Below are 20,573 nucleotides of genomic sequence, written 5' to 3'. Positions count from 1 at the left end.
AATAAACTCTGTGGTAGAGTGGTACCAACAAAACAAGCCCGGAAGCACGCGAGCGGCCGGGCGAAACGGAGGAATACGGGATATGAAACAGCAAAACGACGCCGTGGGCAGCCTGGCCATCTCCCAGCTGCTGGTGAAGATTTTTCTCGGAGTGCTGGTGGGCGTGGATGTGGCGGCCTACTGGCTGGTGGAATGGTTTTTGAGCTGGACCCGCTACCGGCTGACGGGGGACCTGCCCTGGCAGGCGCTGTTTCTCCTCACCATTTATGCCGCCAGCATTCCGGCTTATTTCGCACTCTACCGGCTCTATCGCCTGCTGGCCAATCTGGATAAGGGCCAGGTGTTCGTGGAGCAGAACGTGACCTGTCTGGCCGTGCTCAGCCGCTGCTGCTGGGCGGTGGCGGCCATCTGCCTGGCCAGTGCCCTCTATTACCTGCCCTACTTGATGGTGATGGTGGCGGCGGCCTTTATGGCGTTGATTCTGCGCATCGTGCAGAACGTGTTCCGGCAGGCCTGCGAGATGAAGGACGAGCTGGATCTGACGGTGTGAGGAGGCGAAGAAGGCAATGCCGATTGTGATCAATCTGGATGTGATGATGGCAAAGCGCAAGATCAGCGCGGGCGAGCTGGCCGAGCGGGTGGGCATCACCCCGGCCAACCTGTCCATTCTGAAAAACAACAAGGCCAAGGCGGTGCGGTTCTCCACGCTGGAGGCGCTGTGCAAGGCGCTGGACTGCCAGCCGGCGGACCTGCTGGAATACGTGCCGGAAGAAAATCAATAAAACAAGGCGAAACAAAGGAGGGAGTCTGGATGTTGCATCCGGAATGGTGGAATCTGATGAGTATTTTCCTGGGGTTGGCGGCGCTGGCGCTCCCGCCGCTGGGCGGCGCGCTGCTGGCCCGCAAAGGCAGGCGCTGGCACTGGTGTATGGCGCTCAGTCTGGCCGCCTGCGCCATCAGCCTTTACGGCTGGATCGCCTATACCCGATATCTGGTGGAGATTCAGGATTTCAGCGCTCTGCTGGATACCCAGCCCGCTGGACAGATGGTTTCCGGGACGCTGCTGCTGGCGGTGCTGCTGGTGAACGGCGTCACGGCGGCAATTTTGGAAACCCGGCCCGAGGTGCAGCAGGCCCAGCTTCTGCCGGAAAACAACCCCCGGAAAAGCAACGGCCGGAAACAGGAGGGATGATCCATGGAAGAACGGATTCGTTTGGAGAACGGGGCGATGCCGCAAACCGGTATGCCGAACAGCCAGGCGGCTGACCCGGCCGCCGGTGCGCAGCCCCTCTACACAGCAAAAGCGGCTCAGCCGTTTAAAGCGACCCGGCTGCAGCTGGGCGCGGCGCTCTACAGCTATCTGTTGGGCTGGTTTTATTTCTGCGGCCTGGTGCTGGGCGGGCCGGTTCTGCCCTTTGCCGAATGGTACGTGGGCAGCATGAATCCGGTGGCGCTGGGGGTGTTCTGCGCGCTGTTTTTCGGCGGGGCGGAATTTTTCCTGCGCCGGGCAGGCCGCAAGGCCCCGGCGGAGAGCTGGTGGTGGCTGGGCTTTTCCGCCCTGCTGCTGGCAAACCTGCTGATCGTCCGTCCCCTGCTTTACGGCGCGGGCTACTGGAATGACTACGAATACGGCTACTACGGCTGGCAGGTTCTGGCCCTGCATCTGGCGGCCATGTACTGGCTGGTCTGCCGGGCAGGCCTGCTCACCGGGGGCGGGCGCACCGGCTGCTTTGCCCCGCTGGACGCGGCGCTCTGCCTTCTGGGCCGTCCCTTCTGCTGGTTCTTTTTGCGCATTCAGGTGATGTGGTACGCCTTCAAAAAGCTCTGGGCCAGGGTGCGGGCGGCACGGCAGAACAAAAAGCGGGACCTGGTGGGCGCCTGTTTGGCTCTTTGCCTGCTGATTCCCTTGTTCCTGCTGGCGCTCATGCTGCTGGCCGGGGCGGACGCGGGCTTTGCCTCCCTGCTGGAACGTTTTGCCAAGCTGCTCACCGTGCCGGAATGGGTGGCGGGCCGCCTGCTTCTGTTTGCGGCTTCCCTGCCGGTGGGCGCCTATCTTTACGGGGCGCTGGGCAGCGTGCTGCGTCAGAAGCCGGACCCGGAGCGGCAGAGCCGCTGGCTGGCGGCGCTGGATAAGCAGCGCTGCCTGCCCCAAAGTGCCATGACTCTGGGTCTGCTTGCCTTCTGCGGGCTGTATCTGCTCTTCTTCGTGGTGCAGGCGGGCTACCTGTTCGGGGCATTTTTCGACCGGCTGCCCGCCGGGTTCACCGCCGCGGAATATGCCCGGAGGGGCTTCTTCGAGCTGTGCGCGGTGGCGATGCTCAACTTCGCGCTGCTGCTGGCGGTCAATGTGCTGTGCAAGGGCAATCCTCAGCAGCGCCCGCTGCTGAGGGGCCTCACCGCTGCCCTGATGGCATCGAATCTGCTGTTCGTGCTGGTGGGGGCCTCCAAGATGGGGCTGTATGTGACCCGCTTCGGGCTCACCGAAAAGCGCATTCTTTCCAGCTGGTTCATGCTGGTGCTGGCGGCGGTCAGCGTGCTGGCACTGCTGGCGGTGTTCCGTGGCCTGGACTGGATTCGCCTGGGCACCTTTGCGGCGGCGGGGCTGTTCCTGGCGCTGTGCCTATGCCAGCCCCAGGCTCTTGCCTACCGGGTGAATCTGGCACTGTACCAAAACGGTACGATTCATCAGCTGGACCCCTGGACGCTGCACCAGCAGGGGGCGGGCCTCAGCGAGTATGAGCTGGCCGATGACCTGCTCCGGGCAGGCTGGGGCATGGATGAAGCACCGGAGGATGTGAGGTATGCCATCTCAGGCTATTCGGAGAGGGACGAGCTGCATTACGCCCGGGACGAGCAGGGCAACCGGCAGGTATGGTTCCGGGTATCCGGCAAATCGTCAGAAGATATCGGTACCCTGACCATGACGCTGGATGAGAGCGGCGAAACGGTCACTGCGCTGGAGCTGACGAGCAACGAAATGAAGTGAAACAACAAAAGGCCTTCCCGATGGCTTACTCCACCGGGAAGGCCTTTTTCTGCGCCCGGCGGAGGAAAAGGCTTTGACCGGATTCCGGTGACCGGGTATAATCAAAAGCGGACAGTGCTTCTGCGGCATGGAGCACAGCACTGGAAGACTTGATTTTCGTTGTATAAATCAAATTAATAATACGAAAAGTAATTAATTTTCGCGCAAAAAAGGCAAAAAAACGAAGGAGGGAGAGTTTTGCCCGCATCCAAACCCACATTTTCCCGGGCGCATCTGGCCGCGCTGGCCGGGTCGCTGGCCCTGTTCGGTTTTGGCATCCTGCTGTTCCATTCGCTGTCGGGTGGAACGCTGCTGGCGCAGAATCCCTACGACAGCTATCTCCTTCAGGCCCAAAACTGGCTGGAAGGCAGCATGGCCATCCAAAACGGCGAGCAATACCCATGGTTGGAACTGGCGATATTCAACGGGGAGTATTATCTCTCTTTTCCGCCGGTCCCCTCTGTATTGGCACTGCCCTGGGCGCTGTGGGGTGGGGCGGTGCCCTCCAATCTGATCGCGGCATTGTATGGACTGGCTGTGGCGGCGGGGGTGTATCTGCTCTTCTGGCAGAGCGGAAAGACCCCGGAGACCTGTGCCTTCTTTTCGCTGTTTGTGAGCCTGGGCAGCAACACCTTCTGGCTGAGCACCAGCGGCGGCGTATGGATGCTGGCCCAGCTGCTGGCGCTGGCCTTCTGCGTCTGGGGCTGCTTTTTCTGGCTTGCCGGGCGGGAGCTGCCTGCCTTTTTCCTGCTGGCGCTGGCGGTGGGCTGCCGGCCCTTCTCTGCTCTGCTGGCGGTGGTGCTGTTTCTGCGGCCGGTGTGGAGCGCGGTGCGGCAGGGCCGGTGGAAGCATCTGGCGGCGGTGAGCGTGCTGCCCGCTTTGGTGGCGTTTGCTCTGGGGTGGTATAACTGGGCGCGCTTTGGCAATCCGCTGGAGTTTGGCCATAACTTTCTGCCGGAATTCATGCGGGAGGAAAATGGCCAGTTCCATCTGGAGTATTTCTGGCCCAACCTGAAAAATCTGCTGCGCCCGGTGCTGCTCACCGAAACGCTGGATCTTTCCTTCCCCACCTTCAACGGCTTTCTGCCCTTTCTGGCCAACCCCCTGCTGCTGCTCTGGCTGCTGGCGTTGATCGTGGGACTGCGGAAAAAGCAGCTGGATTGGGCGGACGGCATTCTGGTGGGCTGCTATCTGCTCACGGTGGTGGTGCTCTGCCTGCACCGCACGCTGGGCGGCTGGCAGTTCGGGGCCCGGTATCTGGTGGACCCCTTCCCCTTCTGCCTGCTGTTTTTCGCCCGACGAAAATGGGAGGCCGGACCCGCCGCCCGGGGGCTTTTGCTGGCGGCGATTCTGTTTAATTTCTACGGCGCGGTGTACATGCTGAACGCATAAAACCGCGCGGCAAGGAGGATACAATGGCGCAGGTGATTGGCTGGCTGGGCGGCGGCGGGATGATCGCCTTTGTACTGATTCTGGCGCTGCGCTGCCTGACGCTGCTGGGCTGGATGCCGGTGCCGCTGCCGGACTGGCGGGTGTTCCGGCGGGAGGAGCCGCTGCTCCGTCCCGCCCGGCTTTCCCGGCGGGATTATGCCGCTGCTTTTGTTGCGGTGCTGGCGGTGCAGTGGGCGGTGCTGTTTTTTGCCTGGCTCACTCTGAACCAGAGCGGCGGCTTTGGGGCCTTTCTGACCCATTTCTGGCAGCGATTCACCCAGGCGGGCGACAGCCCGCATTATCTGTTCATTGCACAAAACGGCTATGTGCCTTCGGGCGAGGATGCCAAATGGATCGTTTTCTATCCCCTCTATCCGCTGTGCATCCGGCTGATGAGTCTGCTGGCCGGGGGCAATTTCGAGCTGGCGGGCCTTCTGGTCAGCCAGCTGTGCTGGGGCGGCTGCGGAGCTGTGGCTTTGAGCCTGGCCGGGCACTGGCTGCCCCGGACCCGGGCTGTCTGGGCGGTGGGCTTTCTGGCGGTGTATCCCTTTGCCTTTTTCAGCATGGGCGTTTATACCGAAAGCCTGTTTCTGCTGCTCTGCCTGGGCTGCATGCGGCTGGCGCTCACCGGGCGCTGGGGCTGGGCCGGGCTGCTGGGCGGTCTCGCGGCGCTTTGCCGAACCCAGGGGATGGTTTTGCTGCTGCCGGTGCTCTGGCTCTGGCTGCGGGCCCGCAAAACCGGCCGTCAGGGTCTGAAAAGTTTTGGTCTGCTATTGATCCCGGCGGGCTGGGGCGGCTATCTTGCCTGCAACCGGCTGGTGTTCGGCGACTGGTTTGCCTTTCTGGAATTCCAGGCCGCGCCGCCCTGGTATCAGACCACCAAATGGATCGGCGAAAACCTGACCCAGCACTGGAACCTGGCGCTGCAGTATCCGGGCCTGGCAAGCTTCATCTACTGGCCCCAGGTGGTGCTGTATTTTGTGGTGCTGGCGCTGCTTTTCTGGGGGATGTTCACCGGTGCGCGCACTGAGTGGCTTATCTGGGGCGGGGCCTATCTGGGCATGACCTACCTGGCGGGCTGGATGATCAGCGGCCCCCGGTATCTGCTGGGCTGCCTGCCGGTGTTCTTTTTGCTGGGACGCATCCGCTGCACCTGGCTGCGGGCAGCGCTTGGCGGCCTGAGCGCGCTGGCGCTTTTCGCCTACGCGGTGCTCTACATGCAGGGGCAAGCCATTATGTGAAAACGAAAAAAACCGCCGTTTCGGGTTTTCCGAAACGGCGGTTTTGTTTGCAATGAAATAAGCGGAACCTCACATCCGGCCCGCGTCCCGCAGGGCCTTGATCTTCAGCAGGGCGATGGCGGTCTTGCTGTCCCGAATCTCGCCGGACAGCACCATCTCCACGGCCCGGTCGAAGGGCACTTTTTCCGGGGTGAGGAACTCGTCCTCGTCCAGATGCATGTCACAGGGGGTCAGACCGGTGGCAGCCCAGCAGTAGATGATCTCGGTGCAGTAGCCCACGGTGGGATACACAGAGCCCAGATCCACAAAGTGCTCGGCGGTCAGGCCGCATTCCTCGCCCAGCTCCCGCTTGGCGGCCTCGAAGGGGTCCTCGCCCTTTTCCAGCTTACCGGCGGGCAGCTCCCACAGCTCCTGCCCGAAGGCGTAACGGAACTGCCGGACCAGATAGACCTCATCGTTTTCGGTCAGGGCAGCGATGCAGGCGCCACCGTTGTGGTGTACCACCTCGCGGGTGGAGGTGCGGCCGTTTTCCAGCTCCACGGTGTCCACCGTCAGGGTGAAGACCCGGCCCTCAAACCGGGTGTCGCTGTCCAGGGTTTTCTCAAAATGTGCCACGGTTCAACGCTCCTTTTCCTCGTTTTCAGTTTCAGGGGATTCCACCCGGGTGCAGCGCACACGCTGGATGCGCCGCTCCCGCACTTCCAGGCAGGTGAAGCACAGCCCGCCCCACTGGGCGCTGGCCTGCTCGCCATTCTCCGGAATGCGGCCCAGCCGGTCGGCGATCAGACCGCCCACCGTGTCGAACTCCTCTTCGTCGGTGCGCTCGGGGCACTCCATGCCGAAGGCCTCGAACACGTCCTCCAGATCCAGCGCGCCGTCCGCCACAAAGCCGCCCTCGCAGGGGGTCAGCTCGGCTTCCTCGGTGTCGTACTCGTCCTGAATGTCGCCCACGATCTCCTCCAGGATGTCCTCCATGGTCACGAGCCCGGCGGTGCCGCCGTATTCGTCCACCACAATGGCCATCATGGTGTGCTGCTTTTTGAAGTCCATCATCAGCTCACCGGCGGGGCGGCTCTCCGGCACATACATGGCCTTGCGGGCGAACTCGCTCACCTGCCGTTCCAGTACGCCGGGGTCGTCGAACAGCCGCAGCAGATCCTTCACGTACAGAATGCCGGTCACATTGTCCAGGCTTTTGCGGTAGACCGGCAGTCGGCTGTTGCCGGTGGAAAGGGCCAGCTCCACCGCCTCCCGGCAGGAGGCGTGCTCATTCACCGCGTTCATGTCGGTGCGGTGGGTCATCACGTCGCCCGCGGTTACGTCGGACAGGTCGAAGATGTTGGTGATCATGGTTTTCTGGGCGGTGTCGATCAGGTCCTGTTCGTCCGCGTCGTCCACCAGCTCGAACAGGTCCTCCTCGGTTACCGTCTCGTCGTTGCCCAGCCCGGCCGGGGCCAGCAGGCGGGAAAGCCAGCCGGGCAGCCGCATTTCCTTTTTGGCGGCGGCCCAGCCGCCCAGAAGACCGGCGGCCAGCAGCAAAAGCCCCACCGCGCAGCACACCAAAAGGGCGGCGAGGCTGGAAAAGCCGGGAAAAACACCCGGGGTATCCATCGTTCAAAACTCCTTTTTTCGGGGCGGTCTTCCAAAGGGCCGCGGCCCGGTTTTTCCGGCCCGTACCAGGCGGCGCGAAAACCGGTCAATTACCATATTAAAGCAATCAAAACCCCTTGTCAACGAGACCCGGCCGGGGCCGGATGAAGCTTTTGTAAAAAAATGGGCGGAACGCCCTGTGCAGGGGGGCGAAAATGCAAGGATAAAAACCGAATCTGACCGAAAAAGCTGCCCGAAAATAGTTTACTTTGCCATTTTGATTTGCTAGAATATAGTTAAGTAATAGCGCCCATTCCCCCGATCCCCGGGGCCAGGACGTTAAATACTGAATTGTTATGGAGGAAGAAAAATGCCTAGAGCAAAACAGTCTATGGATGGCAACACCGCTGCCGCTCACGTAGCGTATGCGTTCAGCGAAGTTGCTGCTATCTACCCCATCACCCCGTCTAGCCCCATGGCCGACTACGTGGACCAGTGGTCCGCTGCCGGCCGCAAAAACATCTTCGGTACCCAGGTTAAGGTAATGGAGATGCAGTCCGAGGCCGGCGCCGCCGGCGCTGTACACGGCAGCCTGGCTGCCGGTGCTATGACCACCACCTTCACCGCTTCTCAGGGCCTGCTGCTGATGATCCCCAACATGTACAAGATCGCCGGCGAGCTGCTGCCCAGCGTGTTCCACGTGTCTGCCCGTTGTGTGGCCAGCCACGCTCTGAACATCTTCGGTGATCACAGCGACGTTTACGCCTGCCGTCAGACCGGTTTCGCCATGCTGGCTGAGACCAATCCTCAGGAAGTTATGGATCTGGCCGCTGTAGCCCATCTGGCTGCCATCGAGGGCCGCGTTCCCTTCATCAACTTCTTCGACGGCTTCCGTACCTCCCACGAGATCCAGAAGATCGAGAAGTGGGACTACGCCGATCTGGCTGAGATGGTCAACTGGGACGCCATCAACGAGTTCCGCGCCCACGCTCTGAACCCCGAGCATCCCTCCATGCGCGGTTCTCACGAGAACGGCGACATCTTCTTCCAGCATCGTGAGGCCTGCAACAAGTACTACGACGCTCTGCCCGCTGTGGTTGAGAAGTACATGGCCAAGGTCAACGAGAAGCTGGGCACCGATTACCAGCTGTTCAACTACTACGGCGCTGCCGACGCTGAGCGCGTGATCGTAGCCATGGGCTCCATCTGCGACGTAGCCGAGGAAGTTATCGATTACCTGACCGCCAAGGGCGAGAAGGTCGGCCTGGTAAAGGTTCGCCTGTACCGTCCCTTCGTTGCTGAGAAGCTGCTGGCTGCCATCCCCGCTACCGCGAAGAAGATCGCTGTGCTGGATCGCACCAAGGAGCCCGGCAGCCTGGGCGAGCCCCTGTACCTGGACGTTGTTGCTGCTCTGCGTGAGGCTGGCAACACCGCTACCGTTGTGGGCGGCCGTTACGGTCTGGGTTCCAAGGATACTCCTCCTGCCAGCGTGTTCGCCGTATACGACGAGCTGGCTAAGGACGCTCCCAAGGCCCGCTTCACTCTGGGCATCGTGGACGACGTGACCAACCTGAGCCTGGAAGAGAAGCCCGCTCCCAACACCGCTGCAGAAGGCACCAAGGAGTGCAAGTTCTGGGGTCTGGGCGGCGACGGCACCGTTGGTGCGAACAAGAACAGCACCAAGATCATCGGTGACCACACCGACAAGTACATCCAGGCTTACTTCCAGTACGACTCCAAGAAGACCGGCGGCGTGACCATCAGCCACCTGCGCTTCGGCGACAAGCCCATCAAGAGCCCCTACTACATCAACAAGGCTGACTTCGTGGCCTGCCACAACCCCAGCTACGTTGTTAAGGGCTACAAGATGGTTCAGGACGTAAAGCCCGGCGGCGTGTTCATGATCAACTGCCAGTGGAGCGACGAAGAGCTGGCTCACCATATGCCCGCTGAGTCCAAGCGCTACATCGCCAACAACAACATCCAGCTGTACACCATCAACGCCATCGACAAGGCTGTTGAGATCGGTCTGGGCAAGCGCACCAACACCATCCTGCAGTCCGCTTTCTTCGCTCTGGCCGGTGTTCTGCCCCGCGAGGATGCCATCAAGTACATGAAGCAGGCTGCCGAGAAGACCTTCGCCAAGAAGGGCCAGGCCATCGTTGAGATGAACTGGAAGGCCATCGACGCCGGCTTCGACGCCTACCACAAGGTTGAGGTTCCCGCTGACTGGGCCAACGCTGTGGACGAGGCCAACGATGCTGCTCTGGCCGGCAATGCCGACACCGTGAAGATGGTCAAGAACATCATGGAGCCCGTTGCCAAGATGGACGGCGACAGCCTGCCTGTTTCCGCCTTCGTGGATTACGTGGACGGCCAGTTCGCTCAGGGCGCTGCTGCTTACGAGAAGCGCGGTGTTGCCGTGATGGTTCCCGAGTGGAATCCCGACAACTGCATCCAGTGCAACCAGTGTGCTTACGTTTGCCCCCATGCCACCATCCGTCCCTTCGCTCTGACCGACGAGGAGGTTGCCAACGCTCCCGAGGCTCTGAAGAGCAAGAAGATGACCGGCAAGGGCTGCGAGAACTACAAGTTCGCCATGACCGTTTCTCCTCTGGACTGCATGGGCTGCGGCGTTTGCGTAAACGTCTGCCCCGCTCCCACCAAGGCTCTGACCATGGTGCCTCAGGAGAGCCAGGCCGCTCAGCAGGATGTGTTCAACTACTGTGTTGAGAACATCCGCAAGAAGGACGGCATGATGGCTGAGACCACCGTGAAGGGCAGCCAGTTCAACCAGCCTCTGCTGGAGTTCTCCGGCAGCTGCGCCGGCTGTGCCGAGACCGCTTACGGCCGCCTGATCACTCAGCTGTTCGGCGAGCGTATGTACATCTCCAACGCTACCGGTTGTTCTTCCATCTGGGGCGGCCCCGCTGCTACCTCTCCGTACACCACCAACAAGGAGTCCGGCTTCGGTCCCGCTTGGGCCAACAGCCTGTTCGAGGACAACGCCGAGCACGGTCTGGGCATGTACCTGGGCCAGAAGGTGATCCGCGAGTCTCTGGCTGCCAAGCTGCATGAGCTGGCTGAGGCTACCACCAACCCCGACAAGAAGGCTGCCATCGAAGAGTACTTCGCCACCTACGAGGACGGCAAGGCCAACGCCGAAGCCACCAAGAAGCTGGTTGCTCTGCTGGAGGCTGAGCCCGATTGCCAGTACAGCCAGGCTATCCTGCCCAAGAAGAACTACCTCTCCAAGAAGAGCGTGTGGATCTTCGGCGGCGACGGCTGGGCTTACGACATCGGCTTCGGCGGTCTGGACCACGTGCTGGCTTCCGGTGAGGACGTCAACGTGATGGTCTTCGACACCGAGGTTTACTCCAACACCGGCGGACAGGCTTCTAAGGCCAGCCAGATCGGTCAGGTTGCTCAGTTCGCAGCCGCCGGTAAGGCCATCGGCAAGAAGAGCCTGAGCGAGATCGCTATGAGCTACGGCTACGTTTACGTTGCTCAGATCGCCATGGGCGCCGACATGAACCAGACCATCAAGGCTCTGACCGAGGCCGAGAGCTACCATGGTCCTTCTCTGGTCATCGGCTACGCTCCCTGCGAGATGCACGGTGTTAAGGGCGGTATGACCAACTGCCAGGCCGAGATGAAGAAGGCCGTGGCTGCTGGCTACTGGAACATGTTCCGCTTCGATCCTCGCAAGAAGGCCGAAGGCAAAAACCCCTTCACCCTGGACTCCAAGCCTGCTACCGCGGATTACAAGGAGTTCATCTCCAACGAGACCCGTTACAGCCGCCTGAAGCTGGCCTTCCCCGAGCGTGCTGAAGAGCTGTTCGATCTGGCCGACAAGAAGGCTAAGGAGCGCTACGCTTACCTGCAGAAGCTGGTTAAGCTGTACTCCACCGAGGAGTAATCCTCCCCGCAAGGGTCACGGCATGATATGCTGAACCTGCGCCCCCGCACTGTGCGCACAGTGCGGGGGCGCTTTTTTCTGCTTTTCCCATGTTTTTACAAAAGAATTTTTGCCTTTTGGTCCGGTTTCGGCTATAATAAAAGTAGGAAAAGATAACGGCTTTTTGAGCAAAGCGTTTGAGCAAAGCGTTGTTGTGAAAAAAGCCGTTTTTGTTTTATCCGGCGCCCGGGGCGATGTGCAAGAGTTTCCCCTGCGTCGGTTTGAAGGAGGAAATCAGTGTGACGGAAAAACGCAAGGAATTCTTGATGGATGTGCTGTTTGAAACTGTGGGCAGCATTCTGTTCGGCGTGGGTGTGTACACCTTTGCGGCAAAGGGCGGATTCGCACCCGGCGGCCTTTCGGGTCTGGCGCTGATCATCAACTTTCTCACCGGCCTGCCCATCGGTACCATGACCCTGGTGCTGAACATCCCCATCATTCTGGGTACCTTCCGCATTTTGGGCCGGCGATTCTTTTTGAAAAGCCTGCGTACCATGATCATCAGCACCATTATCATCGACGGCATCCTGCCCCGCTTCCCTGTTTACGACAGCAACCGTCTGCTGGCGGCGGTATTCAGCGGCATTCTGATGGGCGCGGGCCTTGCCATCATCTATATGCGCAACTCCTCCACCGGCGGTGCGGATTTCCTGATCCATGCAGCCAAGCGCAAGGCGCCCCACTTCAGTTTTGGGCAGATCAGCATGATCATGGACGCAGTCATCATCTTTCTGGGCGTTCCCGCCTTCGGTGACATCGACTCGGCGCTGTATGGTATGATCTCTGTGTTTGCCCTCACCATCGTGATGGAAAAGATCATGTACGGCGCGGGCAGCGGCAAGCTGGCCATGATCATCACCGATTACGGCCGTGAGGTGGCCAAGGAGATCGACCGGGCGGTGGAGCGCGGCGCCACTCTGGTGGACGTGACCGGCAGCTATTCCGGCGCGAAAAAGGACATGGTCCTGTGTGCCTGCTCCAACAATGAGGTGTTCAAGGTGCGTCAGGCGGCCCATCGGGTAGACCCCCGGGCCATGGTGATGATCTGCGAGGCAAACGAGGTCTTCGGAGAAGGCTTCCATGCGCTGGAAGAAAAGCACTGAAGACAAAAAATAAAGACGAAAGTTCCCTTTTTTCCGGGAATGCAGGCTGCTGTTCCGCCAGGGATGGCAGCCTCGTTTTTTCACAGGAAAAAAATCCCTTTTTCACTCGAAATTGCGCGAAAAATCCATTCCATAAGACCAGAAAGTGAATTTTCATCAAAAAATAAACATAGTTTTCCCCACTGGTTATACGAAGAGTTTTCCAAGTGTGTGTTGAAAAGTATGTTGAAAGTGTTTAAAACCCGGTGAAAAGCCCTGAGTTTTCAACAAAACGCGTGGAAAACACCGTTAAGTTCAACGTTTCGTTGAATAACCAGGCGGGGAATGTTGGAATCTCGGTGGAAAACGTTGAAAACTTTTCAACGGGCGTTCATACAACAAAAACAAATCATTCGCCTCAAAAGGCTTTTCAAATGGATTATTTTCTGGTAAAGTAAACGAAACTGAGCAAAAAGGAGCGTGCTGCGCGGATGAATTGGCTTTATAAATTGGAGCGGCGCTTTGGCCGTTTCGGTATCCCGAATCTGATGCTTTATGTGGCGGCCGGTCAGGCCATTGTCTGGCTGGTGATCATGTTTGCATATTATCCGCTTTATTTTCTGTTGTCCCTGAACCGGAGCGGGCTGTTTGCCGGTCAGGTGTGGCGGCTGGTGAGCTTTGTGTTTCTTCCCCCGCTGACCACCAACCCCATCTATGTGGCGCTGGAGATCTATCTGCTGTATTGGCTGGGTTCCGCGTTGGAACGAACCTGGGGAAGTTTCAAGTTCACGGTCTATTTCCTGCTCGGCATCGTGGGCGCCTGGCTGGGCTGTTTGATCACCGGCTCGGCCGGGAATACGGCGCTGTACTATTCCCTGTTCTTCGCCTTTGCCTACCTTTACCCGGAAACCCAGTTGTTGCTGTTCTTTGTGCTGCCGGTCAAGGTAAAATGGCTGGGCTGGATCTCCGCGGCGCTGTACCTGTTCCAGTGGATCACCGCGCCCCTTGGCCAGAAGCTGGCCATGCTGGCGGGGCTTCTGGGCTTCTGGATCTTCTTTGGCAAGGGCGGCATCGGCCGGCTGCGCCAAAAGGTCACCGATTACCGCCGCCGCAAGGCCTGGCAGAACCAGTGGCGGCAATAAAAGCGGCAAAAACTGAGGCCGCTTTGTGGCAATTTGAAGACGGGCGTGCTATAATTAGAAAAACAGGCTTATATTTTATGCGCTGGGCGGAACCTTCGCTCAAACAAAACGCGCGGGCCTGCCGAAAGGGGAACTGCTGTTATGAAAATGATCACTGCCATTGTAAATAAAGAGGACTCCAAGAACGTTTGTAACGAGCTCATCAAGGCTGGTTTTTCCGTTACCCGTTTGTCCACCACCGGCGGATTTCTGATGGCGGGCAATATGACCCTGATGATCGGTACCGACGACGAGAAGGTGGACGAGTGCATCGGCCTGATCTCCAAGTGCTGCAAGCAGCGCACTGAGGTTGTGCCCAGCACCGCCAGCTACGGCATCGGTGTGGCCACTGCTTATCCGCTGCAGGTCACCGTGGGCGGCGCCACCGTCTTTGTGACCAACGTGGAGCGCTTCGAAAAGCTGTGATGCTGGATGCGTTTCGGGGCAACCAGGCCCTGAAAGAAAGTTTGCAGGCCGCCCTGCGCGCAGGGCGGCTTTCTCATAGTGTTTTGCTGTGCGGCGAGGCGGGCTGCGGTTCCGGTTTTGCCGCCCGGTGCCTCGCCGCCGACTACCTCTACCCCGAGGGAGACCCGCAGGCAAACGCCGTGCTGGAAGGCCGGGCTGCTGAGTGCATCGAGGTGCGAGGCGAAGGCGCTTCCGGCGAGATCCGCATCGACGCGGTGCGCCAGGTGCGCCGCAAGGTGTTCGAGACCGCGCTGTCCGCCAACGGGCGCGTGGTGATCTTTTACGGCGCCCAGAAGATGAACGCCTCCAGCGCCAACGCGCTGCTGAAGGTGCTGGAGGAGCCCCCGGAGGGCGTACTGTTCGTGCTCACCGCCACCAGTGCGGCGGCGGTGCTGCCCACCATCCGCAGCCGGTGCGCCATCTATCCCATCGCTCCGGTCACCCGGCAGGAATGCGTGGAGTGGCTGCAGGAGCACTGCCCCGACTGCAAGGACCCGGAGCTGCTGGCTGCGGTGTATGACGGCCACATCGGCCGGGCTGCGGCCGCCGCGCGGGAGCCCCAGGCGGTTCAGAGCTTTGAGACTGCCTGCCAGCTGGCCCAGGCAGTGGCAAAGGGCGACCGGTACCGGCTGATGCAGCTTTTGGCCGGATACGAAAAGGATAAGCCTGCCGCGGCCCGGCTGCTGGCGGACCTGGCCAGCGTGGCCGCCGCCGAGCTGGCGGGGGCCGGGCGCTTTGGTATGAGCGCCCATCAGGCGGCACGCACCGCCAGTCAGTGCGGCGAGGCGCTGCAGAATATGAACCGAAATCTGAACCAGAAGCTGCTGCTCACCCTGCTGGCGGCGCGCATCGCCCGGTGAGCTTCTTCCCTACCCCTTTGAACCTTTTGCCCAAACCAAAGCCGCAGGCAAAAGACGTGACACCATCCGCCCGGCGCGGCAGGGCAAAGTGAGAAACAAACTATGAAAAAAGTGATCTCCGTTCGTTTTAAAGCAGGCGGAAAGGCCTACTATTTCGACCCGGCGGATCTGGACGTAAAGACCGGCGACCACGTGATCGTGGAGACTGCCCGCGGCATCGAGTGCGGCGAGGTGGTGGCGGGTCCCAAGGACATTCCGGACAGCCAGGTGGTGCGGGAGCTGAAGACCGTCAAGCGGATGGCCGACGCGGTGGACATCCGCCGTATGGAGAAGAACCGGGCGGACGAAAAGACCGCCTTTGAGATCTGCACCCAGCGCATCGCCGCCCACAAGCTGGAGATGAAGCTGGTGGAGGCCGAGTACAATCTGGACCGCACCAAGATCGTGTTTTACTTCACGGCCGACGGCCGCATCGACTTCCGTGACCTGGTCAAGGATCTGGCGGGCGTATTCCATACCCGCATCGAGCTGCGCCAGATCGGCGTGCGCGACGAGAGCAAGATGCTGGGCGGTCTGGGCATCTGCGGTCAGCCCTTCTGCTGCAGCCGGTTTTTGAAGGATTTCCAGCCGGTGAGCATCAAGATGGCCAAGGAGCAGGGCCTGAGCCTGAACCCCACCAAGATCAGCGGCAGCTGCGGCCGGCTCATGTGCTGCCTTGCCTACGAGCAGAAGGCCTATGAGTACCTGAACAGCATCACCCCCATGAACGGCAGTGTGGTGCGCACCCCGGAATTTGAGGGCATCGTGGTGGAGGCCAACCCGGTGAGCGGTATGCTCAAGGTACGCCCGCTGAACGAGTCGCTGGCGCCCAAGTATTTCCGGCGCAGCGAATGCGTCTACCTGCGGGGCGGAAAACGGGCTCCCAAGGCTCCCGATCTGGACCAGGAGTGAGACGAAAATCCAGGGCAACCACTTGAACTTTTGCAAATTTATGCTACAATAAACCCAAGAAAGAGTTCGCTCTTTCAGGGCCGCGCTGCATTCTCTGCACGGATGGGGCGCATTGCGCCTGAGGAAAGAAGTGCAGAGATAAAGGAGAGACGAAACATGGCTTACTCTATCAACGATTCTTGCGTTTCTTGCGGCACCTGTGCCGGCGAGTGCCCTGTCAGCGCTATCAGCGAGGGCGACGGCAAGTACGTGATCGACGCTGACAGCTGCATTTCCTGCGGCACCTGCGCCGGCGCTTGCCCTGTTGGTGCGATCGAAGAGGGCTAATCTGCTCTTTTTGCACTGGCAAAGAACAAAAAGTGGCGTGGCTTTTCGGCCCGCCGCTTTTTTGTTGTGGGCCATGTTTTTTCAAGGCAGGGGGAAGCCGGTTTCGTGTGTCATTCCGGCCATTCTTCCCCTTATTTTTGTTTTCAGGGAGCGTTTTTCTATGGCACATTCCGCCGAAACTTTGTATAATGGGACCAAGGTGTTTATCAGTGAGAACCATCGCTTCGGCACCGACGCCATGCTGCTGTCCGGCTTTTGCCGTCCCCGGCGGGCGGAGCGGGCGGTGGATCTTTGCAGCGGCTGCGGCATCGTGGCGCTGCGCTGGCACGACCTTGGCCACCGGGGCGAATGCCTTTCGGTGGAACTGGACGCCGAGGGCACCGGTCTGCTGGAGCAGGCGGTGGCGGCCCAGCCGGAATGTGACCACATCCGCCCGCTGAATCAGGACCTGAATGACCTGGCGGCGGACGGCGGTTATCATCTGGTGGCGGCCAATCCCCCCTATTTCACCGGAGGCTATGTGAGCCCGGAGGCTGCGCGGGCCACCGCCCGCCATGAGGGTGGCTGTACGTTGGAACAGGTAGCGGCCGCTGCCGCCCGCCTGCTGCGGGATGGCGGGCGTTTTGCAATGTGCAACCGGCCGGAGCATCTGGCCCGCACCTGCTGCATCTTGAGCGCCGCGGGGCTGGAGCCCAAGCGGCTGGTGTTCGCCAAGCAGACGCCGAAGGATGGACCCTGGCTGTTTTTGCTGGAAGCACAGAAAAACCGAAAACCCGGACTTCGCTTTGAGCCGGATATCTATATGGCCGACGAGACCGGCCGCCCCAGCCTGCAATTGCAGGCCATCTACCGGCAGGGAATGTGACTGCCCTGCCGAGAGCAACCCAAGGAGGAGCCATTTATGGCCGGAACACTGTATATCGTGGCAACACCCATCGGCAATCTGAACGACATGACCCCCCGCGCCGCCGCTACCTTCGGCAGCGTGGATTTTGTTGCCGCTGAGGATACCCGCGTTACGCTGAAGCTGCTCAACCACCTGGGGCTGAAAAAGCCGCTGGTGAGCTATTATGAGCACAACACAAAGGAAAAGGGCCAGTATATCCTGGACCGGATCGCGGCCGGTGAAAGCTGTGCCTTGTGCAGCGACGCGGGCATGCCCGCCATCTCGGACCCGGGCGAGGAGATCGTGCGGGACGCGCTGGCCCAGGGCATTCCGGTGGTGCCGGTCCCGGCGGCTTCCGCCTGTGTTACGGCGCTGGCGGTCTCCGGGCAGGATACCAGCCGCTTTGTGTTTGAAGGGTTTCTGCCGGTGGCGGCAAAGCCCCGCAAACAGCGGCTGGAAAGCCTGGCGGGCGAGACGCGCACCATGATTTTTTATGAAGCTCCTCATAAATTGAAGGGCACGCTGGAGGACCTGGAAAAGACCTTCGGCGGGCAGCGAAGCATCACTCTGACCCGAGAGCTGACCAAGCTGCATGAGGAGATCCGCAAGACTACGCTGGCTGAGGCCTGCGCATACTACCGGGAGAACGCGCCCCGGGGCGAGTATGTGCTGGTGGTGGCGGGCGGCGAAGCCGTCGCTGCGCCCCAGGAGCAGATCACGCTGGAACAGGCAGCCCAGGCCGCCCGCAGGCTGATGGAGCAGGGCATGCCTCCCAGCGCGGCGGCAAAGCAGGCCGCGCTGGGCACGGCCTTTTCCAAAAGCCAGGTCTATCGCCTGCTGATCAAGGAGGATGCGGAATGAAAGAAATCCTGATTTTATCCGACAGCCACGGCTGTTATCCGCTGGTGCAGAAAGCGGTGGAGGCCCAGCCCCATGCCAGCGGCATCATTTTTCTGGGCGACGGCCTGAAGGACATCGAGCGCCTGCAGGCGGAGGGCTGCAACCTGCCGGTCTACGCGGTGCGGGGCAACTGTGATTTTTCCTCGCTGTACCCGGCGGAGGCCCTGGAGGTATTTGAGCACAATCTGATTTTCTTCTGCCATGGCCACCATTACGGGGTCAAATATACGCTGGATGACTATGCCCGGGCAGTGAAGGACCGGGGCGCAGTTATCGGCCTGTTCGGCCACACCCACCTGCCCACGCTGGAGCAGCGGGACGGTGTGACCCTGTTCAACCCGGGCAGCATCGGCGCGCCCCGGTTCGGCGGGCCCAGCTATGGCATCCTGGAGCTGTATGAGAACGGCGAAGCAAATCTCCAGCACAAGGAACTGATTATATGGTAAGAGCTCCCCTGTTTGTTCCGGAGACGGACAGCACCAATAGCTGGTGCCGCCGGCAGCTGGAGCAGCTGCCGGATGGGTTTGCGGTGTACACCACCTGCCAGACCGCAGGGAGGGGCCGCCGCGGCCGGGCCTGGGCCAATGCGCCGGGGCAGGGCCTGTATTATACGATCGTTTGCAAACGCCCCATGGCGGACCCGGCGGCGCTTCCGCTGGCGGCCAGTCTGGCCGCGGCGCACGCGCTGGAGAAAGAGCTGGGGGTGTGCTGCCAGGTGAAATGGCCCAACGATCTGATCTGGAAGGGCAGAAAGCTGGGCGGCATTCTGTGTGAAGCGGCCCAGGGGGCGATCCTCTGCGGCATCGGGATCAATCTGATGCAGGACGAGGAATATTTTTCCCAAAACGGGCTTGTGCATGGCGTTTCGGCGGCGCAGATTCTAGGGCGTATGCCGAACGAGGACACACCGGAACGGCTGGCCCAGGCGATGAGCGAGATCTTTGCCGAAGGCCTGGAGGGGTTTTACCAAAAGGGCTTTGCGGCAGTGCGGTCGGAATACCTGAGCCGCTGTGCAAATCTGGGCCGCAGGGTGAGCTTTGACGGCGGCGAAGGCCAGGCGGTGGATGTGGATGAAGCGGGCCGTCTGGTGGTGGATACCGGAGAAGGAAAACAGGCGGTATTCACCGGAGAGGTGACCGTGCAGGGCGTCTACGGCGCAAAATAACAGAAAAATGAAAAGACAGCCCATGGATGGGCAGCAAGAAGAGGTGCTGCTCATCCATGGGCTGTTTTGTTTTTGGGGAACGCTTATATGGGATTGCTGCCGGTCGGGTAGGTAAAAAGGGTGCTGGCGGTAATTGCTGAGGAAACCCGAGTGCGAAAAGGTGAGCGTGTTCGTTCCGGTTACCGGTCGGGTAGACAAAGAAGGGTGCTGGCAGTGATTGCTGAGGAAAACCGGGTGCGAAAAGGTGAGCGTATCCGTTGCGGCTACTGGTCGGGTAAACAAAAAAATGCCCCTCCGTGCTTGCGGACCACGGAGGGGTGTAAGGGGTATCGCTTTGGTGTGAGGAGGAATCATGTACAGAACATCGGTTGCGGCTCCGCTGTTCTGTGATTCTTAGTATACCCACAAGTTGCGGAAGAAGTTTTAAAGCACTATGAACATTTTGTAAATTGCAGAGCAGACAAAATTTAGGCAGAAATAAAAAGCCGATGCGCGCTGCGCACCGGCTAAAAGAGCGATTGAACTTACTTGGCGCTGAGCGCGGCGGCCACCGGCTCCACTTCAACTTTTTTGTCCTCTTCAAAATGAACGGACTTTAAATAGGTGGAGAACTGCTCGATGGTGTAGTGCCCGCAGGACCGGGGCAGCGCCAGCTGGGTCTTTTTGCCGGTAAACACCACAACGGTTTCCACCGGAACGTTTTTGATCTTGGCCTCAAACAGAGCCTGCCGTACCGCACGGGCGCTCTGCTCGGCCCGCTTCAGGGGATTGGCGAACATCCGGCGCTGGCCGTTCATCTCCTGCACCCATTCCGCGTCGGAAGACTGGCCGTAAATGGTGCCGCCATATCCCAGGCACTTCACACCCAGAACGCCGAACCAGCCCACCAGCAGCGCATCCAGATCCGCGCTGGCCTTGGAATTCTCAATCCGGACCGGCTCCACCACACGGAACTCGTTGGTGGCCGCATACCGGCGCAGCTGCCGCAGCACAGCCTCGGCGTTTTCGTGCTCATCGTCCGGGATGGGGCCAGCCTTGGCGGCCTTCTCGGTTTTGCGGGCGGGGCTCAGCAGATACACGGCAACGCCAAAGATCGCAATTACCACCACCACCGCCGCGATCTGAATGATCAGTTCAGGGGTCATGATCGAAACACTCCTTTTTCATGGCGCGGTACGCCCGCGCCTGATTTGCATCAGAATATTTCTATTGTAGCAAAGGAGCGCCCTAATTGCAACGGCTCCCCTGCCGCCCGGCGGCTGGCGGCGATTGCCGGAAAACAAAAAGCCGCGTGGCTTTTCCGCCTGCGGCTCTTCTTGTGCCGTGCACCCTTTCGGGTTCGAATCCCCGGAAAGTCTTGCGAAAAACAAAAGAACCCGCAAGCTTTTCAGCTTGCAGGTCCTGATGGTGCGCTGGAAGGGATTTGGCAGGGCTTTCCCCAAAGGGAAACCCCTGCGGCGCTTGAAGCGTAGCTTCTGCGCGCAGCCCGGCTAAAAACCTGCCGCCGGCAG

At 60.3% G+C, this 20,573-nt stretch carries 21 protein-coding genes; 17 read left to right on the top strand and 4 right to left on the bottom strand.

Annotated elements, in window-relative coordinates; translation table 11 throughout:
- The first annotated feature begins 82 nt into the window (after nucleotides 1–82).
- The 4 genes from B5G03_RS08980 to B5G03_RS08965 are packed head-to-tail and all read left to right on the top strand — an operon-like array spanning nucleotide 83 to nucleotide 2,986.
- Nucleotides 83–550, top strand: a complete 468-nt coding sequence (locus B5G03_RS08980) for a DUF2975 domain-containing protein (protein WP_087181380.1) — start codon at nucleotides 83–85, stop codon at nucleotides 548–550.
- 16 nt (nucleotides 551–566) lie between these two features.
- The gene (locus B5G03_RS08975) at nucleotides 567–782 is read left to right on the top strand and encodes a helix-turn-helix domain-containing protein (RefSeq protein WP_087181379.1); all 216 of its coding nucleotides are present in this window, start codon (nucleotides 567–569) and stop codon (nucleotides 780–782) included.
- A 29-nt stretch (nucleotides 783–811) separates the two neighbouring features.
- Nucleotides 812–1,192 carry a hypothetical protein gene (locus tag B5G03_RS08970; RefSeq protein ID WP_087181378.1) on the top strand — a complete coding sequence of 127 codons (381 nt, stop codon included), beginning with the start codon at nucleotides 812–814 and terminating at the stop codon, nucleotides 1,190–1,192.
- Nucleotides 1,193–1,195: 3 nt separating this feature from the next.
- The gene (locus B5G03_RS08965) at nucleotides 1,196–2,986 is read left to right on the top strand and encodes a DUF4153 domain-containing protein (protein ID WP_087181377.1); all 1,791 of its coding nucleotides are present in this window, start codon (nucleotides 1,196–1,198) and stop codon (nucleotides 2,984–2,986) included.
- A gap of 25 nt (nucleotides 2,987–3,011) precedes the next feature.
- Here the strand turns inward: B5G03_RS08965 and B5G03_RS17065 are convergent, their stop codons facing one another.
- Nucleotides 3,012–3,233 carry a hypothetical protein gene (locus tag B5G03_RS17065; protein ID WP_140401669.1) on the bottom strand — a complete coding sequence of 74 codons (222 nt, stop codon included), beginning with the start codon at nucleotides 3,231–3,233 and terminating at the stop codon, nucleotides 3,012–3,014.
- Here B5G03_RS17065 and B5G03_RS08960 point away from each other — a divergent pair.
- Both B5G03_RS08960 and B5G03_RS08955 read left to right on the top strand, forming a co-directional pair.
- Complete coding sequence (locus B5G03_RS08960; protein ID WP_087181376.1) at nucleotides 3,224–4,417, top strand: hypothetical protein; 1,194 nt, start codon at nucleotides 3,224–3,226, stop codon at nucleotides 4,415–4,417. The genes B5G03_RS17065 and B5G03_RS08960 overlap by 10 nt on opposite strands.
- A 23-nt stretch (nucleotides 4,418–4,440) precedes the next feature.
- Nucleotides 4,441–5,697, top strand: a complete 1,257-nt coding sequence (locus tag B5G03_RS08955; protein WP_087181375.1) for a hypothetical protein — start codon at nucleotides 4,441–4,443, stop codon at nucleotides 5,695–5,697.
- 69 nt (nucleotides 5,698–5,766) lie between these two features.
- Here the strand turns inward: B5G03_RS08955 and B5G03_RS08950 are convergent, their stop codons facing one another.
- Together B5G03_RS08950 and B5G03_RS08945 are read right to left on the bottom strand one after the other, a co-directional pair.
- On the bottom strand, nucleotides 5,767–6,312 hold the full coding sequence (locus B5G03_RS08950) for an NUDIX hydrolase (RefSeq protein ID WP_087181374.1): 546 nt from the start codon (nucleotides 6,310–6,312) through the stop codon (nucleotides 5,767–5,769).
- 3 nt (nucleotides 6,313–6,315) lie between these two features.
- Nucleotides 6,316–7,308 (bottom strand): hemolysin family protein, encoded by a 993-nt coding sequence (locus tag B5G03_RS08945; RefSeq protein ID WP_087181373.1) that lies wholly within the window; start codon nucleotides 7,306–7,308, stop codon nucleotides 6,316–6,318.
- A 349-nt stretch (nucleotides 7,309–7,657) separates the two neighbouring features.
- Here B5G03_RS08945 and nifJ point away from each other — a divergent pair, with 349 nt between their 5' ends.
- From nifJ to B5G03_RS08890, 11 genes are all read left to right on the top strand, one after another.
- Nucleotides 7,658–11,206 (top strand): pyruvate:ferredoxin (flavodoxin) oxidoreductase, encoded by a 3,549-nt coding sequence (gene nifJ, locus B5G03_RS08940; protein WP_087181372.1) that lies wholly within the window; start codon nucleotides 7,658–7,660, stop codon nucleotides 11,204–11,206.
- Nucleotides 11,207–11,484: 278 nt separating this feature from the next.
- The gene (locus B5G03_RS08935; RefSeq protein ID WP_242962369.1) at nucleotides 11,485–12,348 is read left to right on the top strand and encodes a YitT family protein; all 864 of its coding nucleotides are present in this window, start codon (nucleotides 11,485–11,487) and stop codon (nucleotides 12,346–12,348) included.
- 470 nt (nucleotides 12,349–12,818) lie between these two features.
- Nucleotides 12,819–13,469, top strand: a complete 651-nt coding sequence (locus tag B5G03_RS08930) for a rhomboid family intramembrane serine protease (RefSeq protein ID WP_087181370.1) — start codon at nucleotides 12,819–12,821, stop codon at nucleotides 13,467–13,469.
- A 141-nt stretch (nucleotides 13,470–13,610) separates the two neighbouring features.
- Nucleotides 13,611–13,934, top strand: a complete 324-nt coding sequence (locus B5G03_RS08925; RefSeq protein WP_058963416.1) for a cyclic-di-AMP receptor — start codon at nucleotides 13,611–13,613, stop codon at nucleotides 13,932–13,934.
- Nucleotides 13,934–14,833 (top strand): hypothetical protein, encoded by a 900-nt coding sequence (locus tag B5G03_RS08920; RefSeq protein WP_087181369.1) that lies wholly within the window; start codon nucleotides 13,934–13,936, stop codon nucleotides 14,831–14,833. Before B5G03_RS08925 ends, B5G03_RS08920 begins: the two co-directional genes overlap by 1 nt.
- Before the next feature lie 102 nt (nucleotides 14,834–14,935).
- Entirely contained in the window at nucleotides 14,936–15,784 is an 849-nt protein-coding gene (locus B5G03_RS08915) for a PSP1 domain-containing protein (RefSeq protein WP_087181368.1), read from the top strand.
- A gap of 156 nt (nucleotides 15,785–15,940) precedes the next feature.
- The gene (locus B5G03_RS08910) at nucleotides 15,941–16,111 is read left to right on the top strand and encodes a DUF362 domain-containing protein (protein WP_058963413.1); all 171 of its coding nucleotides are present in this window, start codon (nucleotides 15,941–15,943) and stop codon (nucleotides 16,109–16,111) included.
- 160 nt (nucleotides 16,112–16,271) lie between these two features.
- The gene (locus tag B5G03_RS08905) at nucleotides 16,272–16,976 is read left to right on the top strand and encodes a tRNA1(Val) (adenine(37)-N6)-methyltransferase (RefSeq protein ID WP_087181367.1); all 705 of its coding nucleotides are present in this window, start codon (nucleotides 16,272–16,274) and stop codon (nucleotides 16,974–16,976) included.
- A gap of 36 nt (nucleotides 16,977–17,012) precedes the next feature.
- Nucleotides 17,013–17,858 carry a 16S rRNA (cytidine(1402)-2'-O)-methyltransferase gene (rsmI, locus tag B5G03_RS08900; protein ID WP_087181366.1) on the top strand — a complete coding sequence of 282 codons (846 nt, stop codon included), beginning with the start codon at nucleotides 17,013–17,015 and terminating at the stop codon, nucleotides 17,856–17,858.
- Nucleotides 17,855–18,343, top strand: coding sequence for a YfcE family phosphodiesterase (locus B5G03_RS08895; protein WP_087181365.1), 489 nt, complete (start codon nucleotides 17,855–17,857; stop codon nucleotides 18,341–18,343). Before rsmI ends, B5G03_RS08895 begins: the two co-directional genes overlap by 4 nt.
- Nucleotides 18,337–19,062 (top strand): biotin--[acetyl-CoA-carboxylase] ligase, encoded by a 726-nt coding sequence (locus B5G03_RS08890; RefSeq protein ID WP_087181364.1) that lies wholly within the window; start codon nucleotides 18,337–18,339, stop codon nucleotides 19,060–19,062. Before B5G03_RS08895 ends, B5G03_RS08890 begins: the two co-directional genes overlap by 7 nt.
- Nucleotides 19,063–19,586: 524 nt before the next feature.
- Here the strand turns inward: B5G03_RS08890 and B5G03_RS08885 are convergent.
- Nucleotides 19,587–20,207: a nuclease-related domain-containing protein gene (locus B5G03_RS08885; protein WP_087181363.1), complete on the bottom strand. Its 621-nt coding sequence runs from the start codon at nucleotides 20,205–20,207 to the stop codon at nucleotides 19,587–19,589.
- Between the last annotated feature and the right edge of the window lie 366 nt (nucleotides 20,208–20,573).

This window comes from Gemmiger sp. An50, assembly GCF_002161595.1.
In the GTDB taxonomy this organism is placed as follows: Bacteria; Bacillota; Clostridia; order Oscillospirales; family Ruminococcaceae; genus Allofournierella.
The sequence above is the reverse complement of the archived record's forward strand: the minus strand, read 5'-3'. Positions and strand labels throughout refer to the sequence as shown.